Source organism: Pseudomonas sp. NPDC089401 (assembly GCF_044749485.1).
Taxonomy (GTDB): Bacteria; Pseudomonadota; Gammaproteobacteria; order Pseudomonadales; family Pseudomonadaceae; genus Aquipseudomonas.
On the sequence record NZ_JBIVIA010000021.1, the window covers coordinates 1 to 14,980 of the forward strand.

12 protein-coding genes and 1 pseudogene are annotated in these 14,980 nt (G+C 65.0%); 9 read left to right on the forward strand and 4 right to left on the reverse strand.

The features are described from left to right. The 4 genes from ACIP21_RS27950 to ACIP21_RS27965 form a co-directional block, all read right to left on the reverse strand. Window positions 1-257: transposase (locus tag ACIP21_RS27950; RefSeq protein ID WP_400694738.1), on the reverse strand; the 257-nt coding region annotated here is incomplete at its 3' end. 115 nt (window positions 258-372) lie between these two features. Further along, window positions 373-1,335, reverse strand: coding sequence for a UDP-glucose 4-epimerase GalE (gene galE, locus ACIP21_RS27955; protein ID WP_400694740.1), 963 nt, complete (start codon window positions 1,333-1,335; stop codon window positions 373-375). 65 nt (window positions 1,336-1,400) lie between these two features. Further along, the gene (locus tag ACIP21_RS27960; protein ID WP_400694742.1) at window positions 1,401-3,989 is read right to left on the reverse strand and encodes a glycosyl hydrolase family 5; all 2,589 of its coding nucleotides are present in this window, start codon (window positions 3,987-3,989) and stop codon (window positions 1,401-1,403) included. Between the two features lie 5 nt (window positions 3,990-3,994). Next, window positions 3,995-5,521 (reverse strand): O-antigen ligase family protein, encoded by a 1,527-nt coding sequence (locus ACIP21_RS27965; RefSeq protein ID WP_400694744.1) that lies wholly within the window; start codon window positions 5,519-5,521, stop codon window positions 3,995-3,997. Between the two features lie 97 nt (window positions 5,522-5,618). Between ACIP21_RS27965 and ACIP21_RS27970 the strand changes: the two genes are divergently transcribed. From ACIP21_RS27970 to ACIP21_RS28010, 9 genes and pseudogenes are all read left to right on the forward strand, one after another. Then, window positions 5,619-6,995, forward strand: a complete 1,377-nt coding sequence (locus ACIP21_RS27970) for an oligosaccharide flippase family protein (RefSeq protein ID WP_400694745.1) — start codon at window positions 5,619-5,621, stop codon at window positions 6,993-6,995. 98 nt (window positions 6,996-7,093) lie between these two features. Further along, the gene (locus ACIP21_RS27975; RefSeq protein WP_400694747.1) at window positions 7,094-7,288 is read left to right on the forward strand and encodes a twin-arginine translocation signal domain-containing protein; all 195 of its coding nucleotides are present in this window, start codon (window positions 7,094-7,096) and stop codon (window positions 7,286-7,288) included. Further along, window positions 7,285-8,751, forward strand: coding sequence for a GMC oxidoreductase (locus ACIP21_RS27980; RefSeq protein ID WP_400694749.1), 1,467 nt, complete (start codon window positions 7,285-7,287; stop codon window positions 8,749-8,751). The genes ACIP21_RS27975 and ACIP21_RS27980 overlap by 4 nt, the downstream gene beginning before the upstream one ends. A gap of 101 nt (window positions 8,752-8,852) precedes the next feature. Further along, window positions 8,853-9,470: an acyltransferase gene (locus ACIP21_RS27985; RefSeq protein ID WP_400694751.1), complete on the forward strand. Its 618-nt coding sequence runs from the start codon at window positions 8,853-8,855 to the stop codon at window positions 9,468-9,470. Then, window positions 9,463-10,419, forward strand: coding sequence for a glycosyltransferase family 2 protein (locus ACIP21_RS27990; RefSeq protein WP_400694752.1), 957 nt, complete (start codon window positions 9,463-9,465; stop codon window positions 10,417-10,419). The genes ACIP21_RS27985 and ACIP21_RS27990 overlap by 8 nt, the downstream gene beginning before the upstream one ends. A gap of 7 nt (window positions 10,420-10,426) precedes the next feature. Continuing rightward, a complete protein-coding gene (locus ACIP21_RS27995; protein WP_400694754.1) occupies window positions 10,427-10,963 on the forward strand; it encodes a serine O-acetyltransferase in 537 nt (178 codons plus the stop codon). Window positions 10,964-10,968: 5 nt separating this feature from the next. Next, window positions 10,969-11,946, forward strand: coding sequence for a glycosyltransferase family 2 protein (locus ACIP21_RS28000; RefSeq protein ID WP_400694756.1), 978 nt, complete (start codon window positions 10,969-10,971; stop codon window positions 11,944-11,946). Window positions 11,947-11,953: 7 nt separating this feature from the next. Beyond that, window positions 11,954-12,869, forward strand: a pseudogene (locus tag ACIP21_RS28005) (DUF535 family protein); the annotation flags it as partial. Between the two features lie 722 nt (window positions 12,870-13,591). Beyond that, on the forward strand, window positions 13,592-14,977 hold the full coding sequence (locus ACIP21_RS28010; RefSeq protein ID WP_400694791.1) for a glycosyltransferase family 4 protein: 1,386 nt from the start codon (window positions 13,592-13,594) through the stop codon (window positions 14,975-14,977). Window positions 14,978-14,980 lie beyond the last annotated feature (3 nt).

Genomic DNA, 14,980 nt, shown 5'->3' on the forward strand with positions numbered 1-14,980 from the left:
CCAAAGTGCGCAGCGGTCTGGCGCAGTGAAAACCGATGCTCGAGCATGTAGCTGAGCACTTGCTGCTTGAAATCACTGGTATAACGCCGCCCAGGAGAGCCTGAGCAGATACCCTTACCGACCTGATAACTGGCAACCCAGCGCCGGAGCAGGCTGAAGTCGATACCGAAATGTCGAGCCACCTTTCGGAAACCGTAGTTGCCATCCAGGTAAGCTGTGATCGCTGTGAGCTTGAATTGCTCGGTGTACTTCTCCATAGATCCCCCAAGGGTTGGATTGGTGTCCAACTTTTGGGGGGCAGTCCAGGGATCGCGCAGCCCTTGGTTCTGTGGGAGCGGGTTTACCCGCGAAGAGGCCATGGCTGGCAACCCATCACTTCCAGGGATACTTCAGCTCCCACTGCCAGGCATGGCGAACGATCTCTTCAAGTGAGCTGAATGCCGGCTGCCAGCCAAGCACCGCCATGGCCTTGCCAGCATCCGCCACCAGCCTTGGCGGGTCGCCGGCGCGCCGTGGCGCCTCGATCACCTGGATCTGCCTTCCCGTCACCACGCGGGCTGTGTCGATCACTTCCTGCACCGAAAAACCCACCCCATTGCCCAGATTGAACGCCGTACTCGCACCGCCAGCCTGCAAGTACGCCACAGCCAGCGCATGGGCCGAGGCCAGGTCGGTCACGTGCACGTAATCGCGAATGCAACTGCCATCGGGCGTGTCGTAGTCGTGGCCGAACACCGTGATGGCTTCACGTCGCCCGGAGGCGGCCTGCAGGATCAACGGGATCAGGTGGGTTTCCGGCTCATGGCACTCGCCGAGCAACCCCTCGGGGTCGGCCCCGGCGGCATTGAAATAGCGCAGGCACACCGATTTCAGGCCATAGGCCCGATCGTAGTCCTCGAGTATCTGTTCCACCATCCATTTGCTGCGCCCGTAGGGATTGATCGGCGCCTTGGCGTGCTGCTCGTCGATGGGGGTGTAGGCAGGGTCGCCATACACGGCAGCGCTGGAGGAAAACACCAGTTGCCGGATGCCGGCGCGAACCATGGCATCGAGCAGGCTGAGGGTTGCCGTGACGTTGTTGCGGTAGTACTTGGCGGGCGCGGCGACCGATTCGCCGACCTGAATGTAGGACGCGAAGTGGAACACCGCATCGAAGCGGCAGTCGCTGAACAGGGCATCCAGCGCGTGGTGATCGGCAATGTCCAGGTTCACCCGTTCGACCCCGGGGCCTGCCGCGTCCACGTCCGCCACCACCACTTCGTGGCCGGCGCGCAGCAGGTGCTTGACCATGTGCGAACCGATATAACCTGCACCCCCGACAACCAGATACTTCATCCAATCCTCCTGGAACAGACGTCGCGTCGAATGCCCTGCGAGCAGGCTGTTTTGACTCTAGATGGCTATTTCAGGAACAGCCAGTTGGCCATGTGCTGGCCGTCGAGCGTGATCAGGTAGCGGCCGTCCTGGTAGGGGGCGGGTTGCTGCTGCTCCTTGCCTTCGGCCGTGCGGCTGTAGAGTTTCAGGCCGGCCGGTGCCTTGATGCTCAAGGTGCCCTGCAGCGGTTCGACATGGAACGGGGTGATGTCTTCCGGCCTGGGCACGGCACGGCTGCCCAGCGAGACCAGCAGGCTGCGCGACTGCGCCAGCGGCTTGGCGTCGAGGCTCTGGACCACGACACTGGCATAGGCCGTGCGCAGCTGCACCTCGATATCGCCCAGGGTGATCGGGCGCCCACCCAGCCAACCGGTGGCGGCCTGGGTCTGTGGTGTGTCGAGGGTGTACAGCCCTTGCTGCCAGTTGCGACGGATCTCGCCGCTGTCGCTGACCGACTCGCTGGCATCGGCCGCCAGCAGCGCCTGGTCGGGGTCGGTCAGCACCTGTGCGCCTGCGGGAACCACGCCGGGTTGCAACCACGGCAGCTCGGCGGTCGCTGGCATGGCGATCTGCAGCCGGCCCTTTTCCATGGCCGTGCGCAGCATCACCGAGTTGGCCGGGGTGATGACCCGGCCGAACAGCGTCTCGGCGGTCGGCGCGAACACGTAGCGGGTGCTGGCCAGGCGCACGTCCCCGCGGCGATAGAGCAGGGCGGCGGCGGGCAGGGTGGCGAGCATCGCCGGGTCGTTGTAGGCGTTCCAGTTGTCGGCCCGCCGCCAGCCTTCGCTGAACGCCTCCTGGCTGTAGGCGTACTGCATGAGTGCGGCCCAGCCCTGGTGGCTGGCGGTGGCCGCCACGTACAGGGGCAGCGAGTGGCGGTCGGGCAGCGGGAAGGGCTCGGCGTTCCACTCGGTGACCGTCATCGGCAGGCCCAGCACCTGGGCCGCACCCAGCCAGTTGATCATGCCGTCGCTGGTCAGCGGGTTCTTTTCCAGCTGGCCGATGCCGCCGTAGCCGTGCGCGTCGACGAGGTTGCCGGCGGTCAGCGCAGGCAGGGCGGCCAGGCCGTTGCCGCCCCAGGTGCTGGTGGTGACGATCGGCACTTGCACCCCCAGGCTGCGCAGGTGGCCGATCAGGTCGACGTTGAAGCGGCGCTCCAGGTCGTTGAGGAACAGCTTGCCGGGGCCGGGCTCCCAGGCCCGCCAGGTCTTGTCGGCGGGCAGCCCGCTGCGTGCGGCGAAGGCCCTGGCCTGGTTCATGTAGAGGAGGTTGTGCTTGGGCACGCCCTTGTCTGGCAGCAGGGCATTGCCAAAATGCTGGGTGACGTCGTTCTCGTTGGTGAGCAGGACGGCGGCAATGCCGGGGTCGTCCTTGTAGGCCAGGCCGGTGAAGCTGTTGACGTGGGTGAGGTACTGCTCGGCAAAGCGCTTCATGGCCTGCTGCAAGGTGACGTTGACGTAGGCATAGCCCTTGATGCCAGTGTATGGCTCGCCCTTGGCCAGTTCGTCGAAGGCGTAGATGTTGTCGTCGGCGCTGACCACGCGCTCCACGTGCAGGTCCAGCCATACGTAGATGCCTTCGTCCTTGAGGCATTTGATCCACCAGTCGAGCTTCTTCAGCGACGCGGCGCTCAACTGCTGGGTATTGCGCAGCTTGGCGACCTCGCCAAAGACGTTGGTGAGCACCCAGGGCGAGTCATGGTGATGCAGCCGCACCAGGTTGAAGCCCAGGGCCGAGAGGCGCTTGGCTTGCAGCTTGATCTCCTCGTCAGGGGTGTCGAACAGGGCGAATGCCGCCAGGTTGGTGCCCCAGAAACGCACCGGGGTGCCGTCGGCGAATTGCAGCTGCTCACCGACGGCCTTGACGAAACCGCGCTTGCCGGCCGGCTTTTCCCCGGCATTGAGGAACGACAGGTCGACCGGCGAGGTGCGCCAGGACAATCGGTCATCCGGCCAACTGGCCGGGTCGGCCAGGCCGAAGCGCTCGCTGGGCGTCGGGCCGAGGTCGATGTCGCCGGTCACGCTCAGGCTCGCCTTGAGCTGTTTCTGGCCCGGGAGGATCGGGTCGGTGTAGATGAAGGCGCGCACTTCGCTGGGGTCGCCACGCTCGAAATACAGTTTCGCCAGCCCCGGCTCGAAGCGCATCTCGATGTGCCTGGCGCCGTTGCCCCAGGCCCAGCCACGATTGCCCGGCAGCAGGGTCGGTTGGCCCATGTCCTGGAACAGTGCCGGGTCGAACTGGAACACCATGCCGCCGCCCATCACTGCGCTTTGCCGGCTGTGGGCATCGAGCGTGAAATCCCAGGTCAGGGTCTGGTCCTGACCCTTGGCGATGGCTGCGGTGAGGTCGAAGTCGAGCTGCTTGTTCTTGCCGGTGAGGGTGTAGCGCCAGGGGGCGTCGACCTTGAACCCGGTCGCGAAGCCGGTCCAGCCCCAATCGCTGCCCCAGAAATCGAAGCGGGCCACCATGGCCGGGCCGCCGCCTCGCGTGACGCTGGGCAGGCCACTGCGCTCATCGACGCTGATGGCCCATTGCGAGGCCCAGCCGGCCAGGGGCATCAGCAGGGCGAGCAAGAGCGAGGCCTGCAGCATCGGGCGCAGCAAGGGTCGAGTCATCCGGGCTACCTGGCTTGAAGAGTGGGGTTGGCCAGTGCCGCGGCTTCGTTGCTCCTGTGCCTGCGCACCATCTGCATGTAGGCCATGCCCAGGCCGCCCACCGAGTAATACACCACGGGGATCACCGTGATGCTGCTGACCGTGAAGATGATCACCATGATGCCGAACAGCGTGGCCAGCAGTGCCCTGCCCAGCCTTCGCTGCTCGTCGTCCTTGTCGGGGAACGTGCGCATGGCCTTGTGGATGCCCAGCATGATGCTGAAGAAGAAGCCGACGAACAGCGCCAGGCCGACCAGGCCGAAGCGCAGGGCCAGGTTGATGTAGCTGTTGACGATGTCGATGATGCCTTCGCCCTGGATCATGGCCTGCATTTCCGGGGCGTTGCGGAAGTCGAACGAGCCGAACAACGGGTAGCGCTGGATGACCAGCCAGGAGTTGTCGAGCAGGCGCTCGCGGTAGGTAATGTTCTCCTTGTCGACATTGCCGACGTACGGCAGCAGGTCGATGACCTTTTCGCCGCCCGGCACCACGGTCAGCATCGGCAGTGCCAGCAGCCCGGCGCAGGCCAGCAGGGTCAGGCGCTTGACCGCGCCTTTGCCGGTGGCGATGAACACGGCGATGATCACCCCGGTGCCGATCCATGGCCCGCGCGACAGCGGCACCACCAGGCCGGCGGCCAGCAGCAGGGCACCCAGGTAGCGTTGCAGGCGGCTGCGCACATGGCCCTGGACGAACAGGTACAGGCCGATCGCCACGCTGATCACGTAGGCCAGGGCAATGGCCTGGCCGGTGGTGGCGCTGGCGCGCAGCGAGCTGCCACGGCTGAGGTAGCTGGACATGCTCCACTCCACGCCCAGCGCCGCGATCAGGCCGTTGTACAGCAGCCAGTGGCGGGCGAACTCGGCCATGGCGATGATCGACAGGAGAAAGGCGGCAATCACGAAGGCGAGCAGGGCATCCTTGAAGTCCTGCACGGTCTTCAGGCCGCGGCTGGCGACGTAGTAGGGCAAGTACACGTCGATGTACAGCCTGACCGCCTGGCGCAGGCTGTCGGTCACCGTGGTGTCGCGCAGGTACAGCAGGGTCATCAGCACCAGGCCGGCGAGCAGCCACTTGTCCGGGGCGGTGCGGCCGAAACGCGGGGTGTCGGCCTGCCGGCTCAGGGCCAGGGCCGCGGGCAGCAGCACGCACAGGGTGAGGATGCGCACATGGTTGACCTCGATCAGGTAGTTGATCACCCCGAACCCTGGGATCTCCACCGATGCCGGCGGAATGGCGAACAGCAGCATGAAGAACAGCGCCATGGCGTTGTGTTCGCGGCGCTGGGCGAGGAACAGGGTGATCACCGCGGCGGCGGCATACACCCAGAAGCTGAAGGAAAAGAACGCCACCAGGGTCACCAGCAGCCACAGGTTGCGCCGCCGCTTGAAGTCGCGGTCGGGGATCAGGTCGCTGGCGGGCCGGCGGGCGAGGAAGAACACCACGCTGGCGAGGAACAGAATCACGATCAACGCACGAAATTGTTCAGGCATGGGCTCTGGGCACCTAATCCTTCGGTGGACGACGGCTAGCGGCATGGCTAATTGAAACTATAGTGACTTCTAGCCATTTCAGTCAGAGATCATGACGATGCCGTCGATTGATGTGTCAGCTGCCGGAAGTCTGCGCAAGCGCGCGCTGGGCGCCGGGGCGTGGAACGTGGTGTCGCTGCTGGCCTCGCAGGTGATGCGCCTGGGCGGCAACCTGATCATGGCCCGTTTGCTGTTACCGGAAATGTTCGGGGTGATGGTCATCGCCACCACCGCTTCGATTCTCTTGCAGTTGCTGTCCGACGTCGGCCTGCGGCAAAACATCATCCAGAGCCCGCGCGGCGACGACCCGCTGTTTCTCAACACCGCCTGGACCGTGCAGATCGTGCGCGGCCTGCTGCTGTTCGGCCTGACCTTGCTGCTGGCGGTGGGTGCCTGGCTGTCCCAGTTGGCCGATTTGTGGCCGGCGGGCTCCACCTATGCGGCGCCGGAGCTGCCGCTGGTGCTGGCGATCACCGGCCTGCAGGCGATCATCTGGGGTTTCCAGTCGACCAAGATCGACGTCGCCGTGCGCACCTTCCAACAGAAGCGCGTGGTGCTGGTGGACCTGGGCTCGCAGGTTGCCGGCCTGGTCGTGATGCTGGTGATCGGTTGGTTCACCCGCTCCATCTGGTCGCTGGTGGCCGCCAGCGTGATTTCCGCGCTGGCCGGCGCCGTGCTCAGCCATACCGTGCTCGACGGCCCGAAAAACCGCCTGCAATGGGACCGCACGGCCCTCGACGAACTGGTCAACTTCGGCCGCTGGATCCTGTTGTCGTCGATCGTCGGGGTGCTGGCCATGTATGGCGACCGTATCTGGTTCGGGGCCAAGATGCCGGCGGCGGAGCTGGGCGTGTACTCGATCGCCATACTCATCCTCGGCTCGATCCAGAACGGCTTGATGAAACTGTTCGGCGCGGTGGCGCTGCCGGCGTTCAGCGAGGCCACCCGGGATGGCGACCATGCGCGCCTGCGTACCCTGTACGACCGCTTCAAGCTGCTGGTCGACGTGGTGACGCTGTTCGTCTGCGGCGGCTTCCTGACCGCGAGCCCGCTGCTCATCGGCTGGATGTACGACGAGCGCTATGCCGAGGCCGGGCCGATGCTGGCGATTCTTTCGCTGTCGTTCCTCACCTTGCGCTATACCTTGACCCACCAGGTGTGGATCGCCCTGGGGCATACCAAGTACCAGGCCATGGACAACATCATCCGCCTGGTGTCCCTGTGGCTTGCGCTGCCGCTGCTGCTGGCGATCGGCGGGCCTCACCTGGCGATCTGGGGGGTTGCCCTGCATCCCTTGCCGACCCTGGTGCTGATCGTCTACGTCAATCGCAAGCTGGGCCTGCTCAACCTCAAGCGTGAACTGGTGGTGTTGCCGATGGTGGCGGTCGGCGCGCTCTGTGGTCAGTTGCTGACCTGGTTCTTTCACTGGCTCTGACATGATCGCGTCATGAACGGCGACAAGCGGATGGGCAGGGTAGCGCATCGCGGATAAGTGGCTAGGATTCTTAGAAAATCGGCAGGGAACTGGGGATCATGGGGAAGCTTACGTTCTTTACGCCGCTTTTGGACCGCCGGGGCTTTCTGCGTAACTGTGTGTTGCTGGGCGCGGGAGCCGCAGCATTCGGCGCAGGGCTCCAGGCATCACGCCCGCCAGCCGAGCCCGGCGGGTTCGTGGTGATCAACGGGTGGGTATTGCCTTCCCAGTACTTTCGGAACGGCCAGGCATGATCAAGGATTATCAGGCGCAGAAGAGCCTGCGCGATGCCTATGATTTCTGCATTGTCGGCGCGGGCCCGGCGGGTATCACCCTGGGCCTGCGCCTGGCGGCGGCCGGCTGGAGCGTGGCGCTGGTCGAAGGCGGTGGCCACGCGTTCGATCCACGCTCGCAGGACCTGTATAAAACCCGTTCATCAGGCCTTGAACTCTATGCCGACGAAACCCGCCTGCGTTACCTGGGCGGCACCTCCAATCACTGGGCCGGCCGCTGTCGACCGTTCACGGCGTCGGATTTTTCCGTGCAACCGCCGGTCGACATGCCGGGCTGGCCGATCCCGTATTCGGAGATCGAACCCTACCTGCCTGCGGCCATGGCCATCGTCGACTTGCCCCAGGATGGCGAATTCCGCGCAGTGAACTCGACCATGGACGGCGGCGATTTCGATGCCGACCGCTTTCTGCTCAGTACGCCCACACGCTTTGCCCAGAAGTACGCCGATGCCCTCGACGCCACTCCCGGGCTCGAGGTGTTCATCAATTGCAATTGCATCGACCTCGAGTTCGACAAGGCTTCGGCCAGCCTCGGGGCGATCAAGGTGTCGGATTACGACAACCACCAGCAACGGCTGGTGGCGAAGAACTTCATCCTCGCCACCGGGGCGATCGAGAATGCCCGGCAACTGCTCAACAGCCAGTCGCTGCGCGAGGCCGGCGTGGTCAGCCCCGACGGCCTGGTAGGGCGCTGCTTCATCGAGCACCTGAACATCGAAATGGGCACCTTCATCCTCAAGGGCGAGCAATACAAGGAACCGCACCAGTACTACACCACCGACGCCTTCGTCGCCGAATACCACGCCGGCAAGGGCAATGTGACCATGACCATCCTCGACCAGGTGGTGACCTATGGCCGTACCGCCGAGGTGAAGCAGTTTCTGGAGAACCTCGCCTGCGAATGGGGCGTGGCCAGCAAGGTCGACTTCGTGGCCAAGTTCAGTTGCCCCGGCGATGGCGTGATCAGCACCATGATCGAGCAGTATCCCGATCCGCAGAGCCGTGTCTCGTTGCTGGCGGAAAAAGACGCGCTGGGCATGGCCAAGGTCAATGTCCATTGGGTCGTCAACGAGGCTGACCGCCACACCATCAAATGCATCGGCGCCGAACTGGCCAAGCAGTTCGCCGATGCCGAAATGGGCTTCGTCAAGCTCAACGACTTCGTCTACGACAGCAGCGTGCCGCTGAAGATCTCGCCGCACGCGCACCACATGGGCACCACGCGCATGGCCGCCTCGGCGGACTTCGGCGTGGTCGACACCGATTGCAAGGTGTTCGGCACCCACAACCTGTACGTCGCCGGCAGCAGTATCTTCGCCACCGGCGGCGCCTCCAACCCGACCATGCCGCTGTTGCAGTTCGCCTTGCGGTTGGTCGACCACCTGGACCAGAAGATGAGGGCGGCCAGCGGCAGGGTGGCATGAAGCGGCAAGGGGTTGAGCGCGGAACGGTCAGGCACTTACAAGAACGAGACCGGTTCGCCTCAGGGACATTCCAGGAAGGTTTCATTCGCGAGGCAGGCAGTATGTATGGATGGCTACGGAGTGCGATCACCCACTATGTCAACGCGACCGGGCGCGGCGGCTCGATGTACAAGAAACTGTGCAGCCCCAACGCCCGTGAATGGGGGCTGTATCTGTCGCGCTGGGGCAAGTTCCACTCGGTGGGCAGCAATGTGCACATCAACCCGGGCTGCTGCATCACCGACCCGGAACTGCTGCGGATCGGCAGCTACGTCGGCCTGTCGGACTGCACGCTGATCGGCCATGACGCGGTGGTGGCACTGATCGAAGTGCGCTATGGCAAGCACCTGGACTCGGTCGGCTTCATCGATATCCGCGACAACTGCTTCATCGGCCACGGCGCCATCATCATGCCGCGCGTGACCATCGGCCCGGATGCCGTGGTGGCGGCCGGCGCCGTGGTCACCAAGGACGTGCCACCCGGCACGGTGGTGGGAGGCAATCCGGCCAAGGTCATCTGTACCACCGAACAGCTGATCGAACGGGTCGAGGCGCGCTGCAACGCCTACCCCTGGATCGACCTGGTCAAGCAACGCCAAGGGGCCTACGACGCCGAGCTGGAGCCCAAGCTGACGGCGGTGAGGCAGCAATATTTCTTCGGGGACGGCAACCATGGATAACAAGCCGGTCGACGTGATGGTGGTCAATTTCAATACCGCCGGGTTGCTGCAGCCGATGTTCGATGCGCTGCGCCGGGCCGACAGCGAACGGCTGGCCAGTTACCTGGTGGTCGACAATGCCTCGGCCGATGACTCGGTGGCCCGCATGGCCACGGTGTGCCCCGAGGCACTGCTGCTGAGCAACAAGCAGAACGTCGGCTTTGGCCGCGCCAACAACCAGTTGCTGGCCCACCTGCAAGGCCGTTATGCGCTGCTGCTCAATACCGATGCCTTCGTCGCCAGCGATTCCCTGGAAAAGACCCTCGCCTACATGGACGCCCATCCCGAGTGCGGGGTGCTGGGCGTGCGCCTGGAAGGGCGTGACGGCGACCTGCAGCCGTCCTGCCGTTACTTCCCGACACCGTTGAACCTGTTTGTCGCGCGCACCGGCCTTGCCCGGTTCTTCCCGGGCCTGCAGATGGTCGACGAGATGAACTGGGACCACGGCTCGGTGCGCGAGTGCGATTGGCTGCCGGGCTGCTTCTACCTGGTGCGCCGCGAAGTGCTGGACCAGGTCGGCTTGTTCGACCCGCGCTACTTTCTTTATTACGAGGAAGTCGATCACTGCAAGCGGGTCAAGCAAGCCGGTTGGAAGGTCATGTTCTACCCGCATACCACGGTGGTGCACATCGGCGGCGAGAGCTCCAGGTCGGTGGCCGAGCTGGAGGCTGCCAGTCGGCAGATCTCGACCTATCAGATCGAAAGCGAATTGCTGTATCTGCGCAAGCACCACGGGCTGGCCGGGCTGGCCTTGCACATGGCCCTGGTATGCCTGGGCGACCTGGTGCTGGCGCTCAAGGCCGCGCTCAAGGGGCGGGGCTGGGGGGCCATCAAGGCGTGTTGGCGGCATGCCGGCACCACCTGGTCGATCCTGTCCAAGACCCGCTACGCAACCCAGCCCACACGGTAGGTGAGCCATGTTCGAGAATATCCGTGCGGACCTGCGCACCTACGGCGGCGATTGGGGCGCCCAGGGCTTCTGGGTGATGCTGGTGTACCGCTTCGGCCGCTGGCGCTACGGCGTGCGCCCGGCACTGCTGCGCAAAGTGTTCTCGTTCATCTACAAGGTGCTGTTCAAGTTCGTTCAGATCATCACCGGCATCGAGCTGCCCTGCGAGGTGGTGGTCGGGCGCAACTTCGTCATCGACCATTTCGGCGGCATCGTCATCAGCGGTTATGCGCGCTTCGGCGATGACTGCCGCATTCGCAATGGCGTGGTGGTCGGCCTGAAGAACGTCAGCGAGCCGATTGCGCCGGTGATCGGCGACAACGTCGACATCGGCGCCGGGGCCAAGGTGCTGGGCAACATCCGCATTGGCAACAACGTGGTGATCGGCTCCAACGCCGTGGTGCTCATCGATGTACCCGACAATTCGCTGGCGGTAGGCGTGCCGGCCATCATCAAGCAGCGGGCGCCGCATGGCACGGCATGCACCGCCCAGGGAGTCGAGTGAGGCCCATGGTGACAGGCATTGGCGTGGTGGTCATCGGCCGCAATGAAGGCCTTCGTCTGGAGCGCTGCCTGGCGTCGCTGGCAGGCAGTGCCCAGCAGATCGTCTACGTCGACTCGGGCTCCACCGATGGCTCCGTGCAGAAAGCGTTGGGGCAGGGCGTCGACGTGGTGGCGCTGGACATGACGCAACCGTTCACGGCGGCGCGCGCGCGTAACGAAGGCTTCGCCAGGCTGCTGCAGGCGGCGCCGGCGCTGCAGTACGTGCAGTTCGTCGATGGCGACTGCGAGGTAGTGGCGGGCTGGCTGGCGCGGGGGCAGGCGTTTCTCGAGCAGCACCCCGACGTTGCCGTGGTCTGCGGGCGGCGCCGCGAGCGCTTCCCGGAACGCTCGGTATACAACTTGCTGTGCGACCTGGAGTGGGACACCCCGGTGGGCGAGGCCAAGGCCTGCGGAGGGGACGCGCTGATGCGCGTCGAGGCCTTCCAGGGTGTTTCGGGTTTTCGCCCGGGGCTGATTGCCGGCGAGGAGCCGGAGTTGTGCGTGCGCCTGCGTGCCCGGGGTTGGAAGGTCTGGCGGCTGGGCGAGGAAATGACCTTGCACGACGCGGCCATGACCCGCTTCAGCCAGTGGTGGCGGCGTAGCGTGCGCGGTGGCTATGCCTTTGCCGAGGGCGCCTACCTGCATGGCGACCCGCCCGAGCGGCATTGGCGGCGCGAGTCGCGACGCGCCTGGCTGTGGGGGCTGGGGCTGCCGCTGGCGACGTTGCTGGCCTGTGCCTGGCTGGAAGGTTGGGGGCTGTTGCTGCTGCTGATCTACCCGTTGCAGGCTGTGCGCCTGGCCCGCCGCGGCGGCCGTTCGGGGCGCGAAAATTGGTTGCAGGGTACGTTCCTGGTGCTGGCGAAGTTTCCCGAAATGGTCGGCCAGGTCAAATTCGCGCTGGACAGGTTCACTGCCAGCAAGACTGCATTGATCGAGTACAAGTGACATGTCGATGAGCCTCCGATCTTTGGCGCGCACCTTGTTGAGCCTGCAACCGGGGTATTCGTTGCGGGCACTGAACAACCTGCGCAAACTGCTGGTCATGGTGGTCCGGCACTGGCCGGCACTGCAGGCATTCCTGCAGCGTATGTCCCGGGCGCTGGGGGACGACGGCTTTGCCGCCCTGGGCTATGACTGCATCGGCGTGGTGCAGTGGCCCTACATCAGCAAGCACTGGGACGCGCCCACGCGCCTGGACGTGCTGGCCAGCCATTACGAGGTGGTGACCCGGCAGTTTCCCTTGCTGTTGCTGCTGGGCCGCGAGGACAGCCGAACCTTGTGCGACCTGTCGCAGATCTCGGCGGGCTGCACCCTGGTGCTGGACCGGCCGATCTGGTTCAAGCGCGAGGGGGAACTGGTGCTGAACCTGTTCCAGGGCGAGCTGCGGGTGGCCTCGGTGGCCTTCACCCTGGGCCGCACCGCCGGCGAGCTGTGCCTGTTCGTGGGCGCCGTGCAAGGCATCCACAAGGGCGTCGACAGCGAGACATCGCTGAACATCTACCGTGACCTGACCAAGGATTTCGAAGGGCTGCGCCCGCGCAGCCTGGTGATCGAAGCCCTCAAGTGCATGGCTCGCCGCCTGGGCGTCGCGCGGATTTACGCCGTGGCCGACGAATACCGTCATCATCGGCATGCGTATTTCGGCGCCGACAAGGCCCAGGCCCTGGCCGCCAACTACGACGTGATCTGGGGCGAAAGTGGCGCGCTGGCGTCGGAGCGCGAAGACTTCTTCAGCATCCCCATGGCGCCGGCGCAGCGCGCAGCCGAGGACATCGCGCCGAAGAAGCGCGCCATGTACCGCCGCCGCCAGGCCATGCTCGACGCGCTGTTCGCGCAACTGGCCGTGGCGCTGCCTGGCAGTGAACATGAGCACCAGGTGCAGGCGCATCGCGCGCGCCTGGGCAGCGCGATGGTCATTCGCCAGCCTGGCCTGCCGCAGTCGCGGTCGGCGGCATTGCATGCCCGGCTGGCGGCCCTGCTTCGCCAGCTCAGGGCCGAGCCGCGGGCGGATCAGCGGTTCATCGCCTACCTGCGCAAGGCCGGGTTGTATCCAACCTTGAAAAAGGCCGTGCGCGAGCTGCTCAGGCAAGGCCCCAGCCTGTTCTGGAAGCCTGCCGACAGCAAGCGCAAGAGTCTGCCCCTGGCCGATCCCGGGGTGCCGGCCAGCGAGCTGTTCCCGCGCGAGGTCCTGCTGATCGGCGAGTTCGACCCGACGCAGCCGTTGAGCGGGCGCCTGGCCAGCCTGCAACACATGCTCGGCACGCAAGGTCATGCCTGCCAGGTGCTCGACTGGCGCGAGCACGGCGCCTGCCTCAGTGCCTTGCAGATCTGCGGCAGCGTGGTCCTGCACCGCGTGCCAGGGGTGGCCAGGGTGGTCCAGTTGATCGAGGAGGCCAGGCGGCTGAAGGTGACGTCGTTCTGGGACAGCGATGAGCCGATCTTCGACCCGCCTTCCTATCGGCAGCGCGACGACATGGTCGGTCTGAACGACGACGAGGTACTGGCGGTGATGGTCGCCGTGGCGCAGTTTCAGCTGGCGCTGTTGTCCTGTGATCGCGCGCTGGCATCAACGCCCAGCCTGGCCATGGCGATGAGCGACCTGGGCGCCCGGCATGTCGCCGTGCTGGATAATCAAGCGGATGCCGATGAGCACGGCCGCGAACAGCTCGCCCACGTGTTCCCGGCCCTGGGCGGCGAGCGTTCGCGGCGGGTGCTGGCGGCCAACATCTTCTTCGCGCCACGCAGCTTCGGCGGCGCGACCGTGGTTGCCGAGCAGATGGCACGGCTGGTGGTGGCCGCGTCTGCGTTCCAGCAGTTCATCCTGACCACCTTGCCGCAATACGATGTCGAACCCTACCGCTTGTACCGCTACGAGGCGCATGGCGCCGTGGTGCTGGGCATGGGGCTGCCGGATCATCGTTCGGCGCTGGAGGACTTCGACAACCCGGCGACCCTGGCTGTCTTCGATGCCGTACTGGCGCGCGTTGCCCCGGACCTGGTGCACCTGCATTCGATCCAGGGGCTGGGCGTGCAGGTGGCCGAGCGTTGCCTGCAAGCGCGAATCCCCTTCGTGGTGACGCTGCATGACACCTGGTGGATCTGCGGGCGACAGTTCATGATCGACCGGCACAGTCAGTACTGCGGCCAGACCACCGTCGACCTGCAGGTATGCAACCAATGCGTGGATGACCCGGCACTCAACGACTACCGCCAGGCGCTGCTGACCGGCACCTTGCACAGGGCGAACCTGTTGCTGGCGCCCAGTGCGTTCTGCCGCAACCTGTACATCGCCAATGGCTTCGACCCGGCGAGGATTCGAGTCAACCGCAACGGCATCCTGCCGCCGGGGGGCGACTACCGCCGGCAACCCGGCAAAGCCATCCGCTTCGGTTTCGTCGGTGGCAATGCCAGCATCAAGGGCATCGATGTCATCGCCCGTGCATTCGCATCCTTGAGCCGTTCGGATTACGAGCTGAAGGTGGTCGACAACCTCTTGCACCTGGGCTTTCGCTCGTTCAACCGGCACAGCCTGAAGGTCCCGGGCGCGGTCAGCATCGTGCCCGGGTACACCCAGGCGAACATCGATGAATTCTTCGCCGGCATCGACGTGCTGCTGTTTCCCACGCAATCCAAGGAAACCTTCGGCCTGGCCGTGCGTGAGGCCCTGGTGCGCGATGTCTGGGTGATCAGCACCCATGCCGGCGGGGTGGTCGAGGATATCGTCGACGGGGTGAACGGCACGCTGATCCCCTTGAGTTCGGATGAAAAGTACCTGCGCGAGGCGGTGGTCGAAATTCTCGAACATCCGGCGCGTTACCAGCAGCACCGCAACAGCTTCAAGCAAGGCATTACCTTGTGCAGTGACCAGGCCCTGGAGTTGCTGGGCTTTTATGAAGAGGTGCTAAGGCCAGGTGTCGACGAGGGCTCGCCGCCGTCGCGGGTGAACGCATCGATGCTTGATTCACGCGGGTTTTGATCT

Bases quoted from the DNA above. Each gene is read 5' to 3' on its own strand.
- ACIP21_RS27965 (WP_400694744.1), bottom strand. From the start codon at position 5,521: ATGCCTGAACAATTTCGTGCGTTGATCGTGATTCTGTTCCTCGCCAGC.
- ACIP21_RS28010 (WP_400694791.1), top strand. From the start codon at position 13,592: ATGAGCGACCTGGGCGCCCGGCATGTCGCCGTGCTGGATAATCAAGCG.
- ACIP21_RS27985 (WP_400694751.1), top strand. From the start codon at position 8,853: ATGTATGGATGGCTACGGAGTGCGATCACCCACTATGTCAACGCGACC.
- ACIP21_RS27975 (WP_400694747.1), top strand. From the start codon at position 7,094: ATGGGGAAGCTTACGTTCTTTACGCCGCTTTTGGACCGCCGGGGCTTT.
- ACIP21_RS27970 (WP_400694745.1), top strand. From the start codon at position 5,619: ATGCCGTCGATTGATGTGTCAGCTGCCGGAAGTCTGCGCAAGCGCGCG.
- ACIP21_RS27995 (WP_400694754.1), top strand. From the start codon at position 10,427: ATGTTCGAGAATATCCGTGCGGACCTGCGCACCTACGGCGGCGATTGG.
- ACIP21_RS27990 (WP_400694752.1), top strand. From the start codon at position 9,463: ATGGATAACAAGCCGGTCGACGTGATGGTGGTCAATTTCAATACCGCC.
- ACIP21_RS27960 (WP_400694742.1), bottom strand. From the start codon at position 3,989: ATGACTCGACCCTTGCTGCGCCCGATGCTGCAGGCCTCGCTCTTGCTC.
- ACIP21_RS27980 (WP_400694749.1), top strand. From the start codon at position 7,285: ATGATCAAGGATTATCAGGCGCAGAAGAGCCTGCGCGATGCCTATGAT.
- galE (WP_400694740.1), bottom strand. From the start codon at position 1,335: ATGAAGTATCTGGTTGTCGGGGGTGCAGGTTATATCGGTTCGCACATG.
- ACIP21_RS28000 (WP_400694756.1), top strand. From the start codon at position 10,969: ATGGTGACAGGCATTGGCGTGGTGGTCATCGGCCGCAATGAAGGCCTT.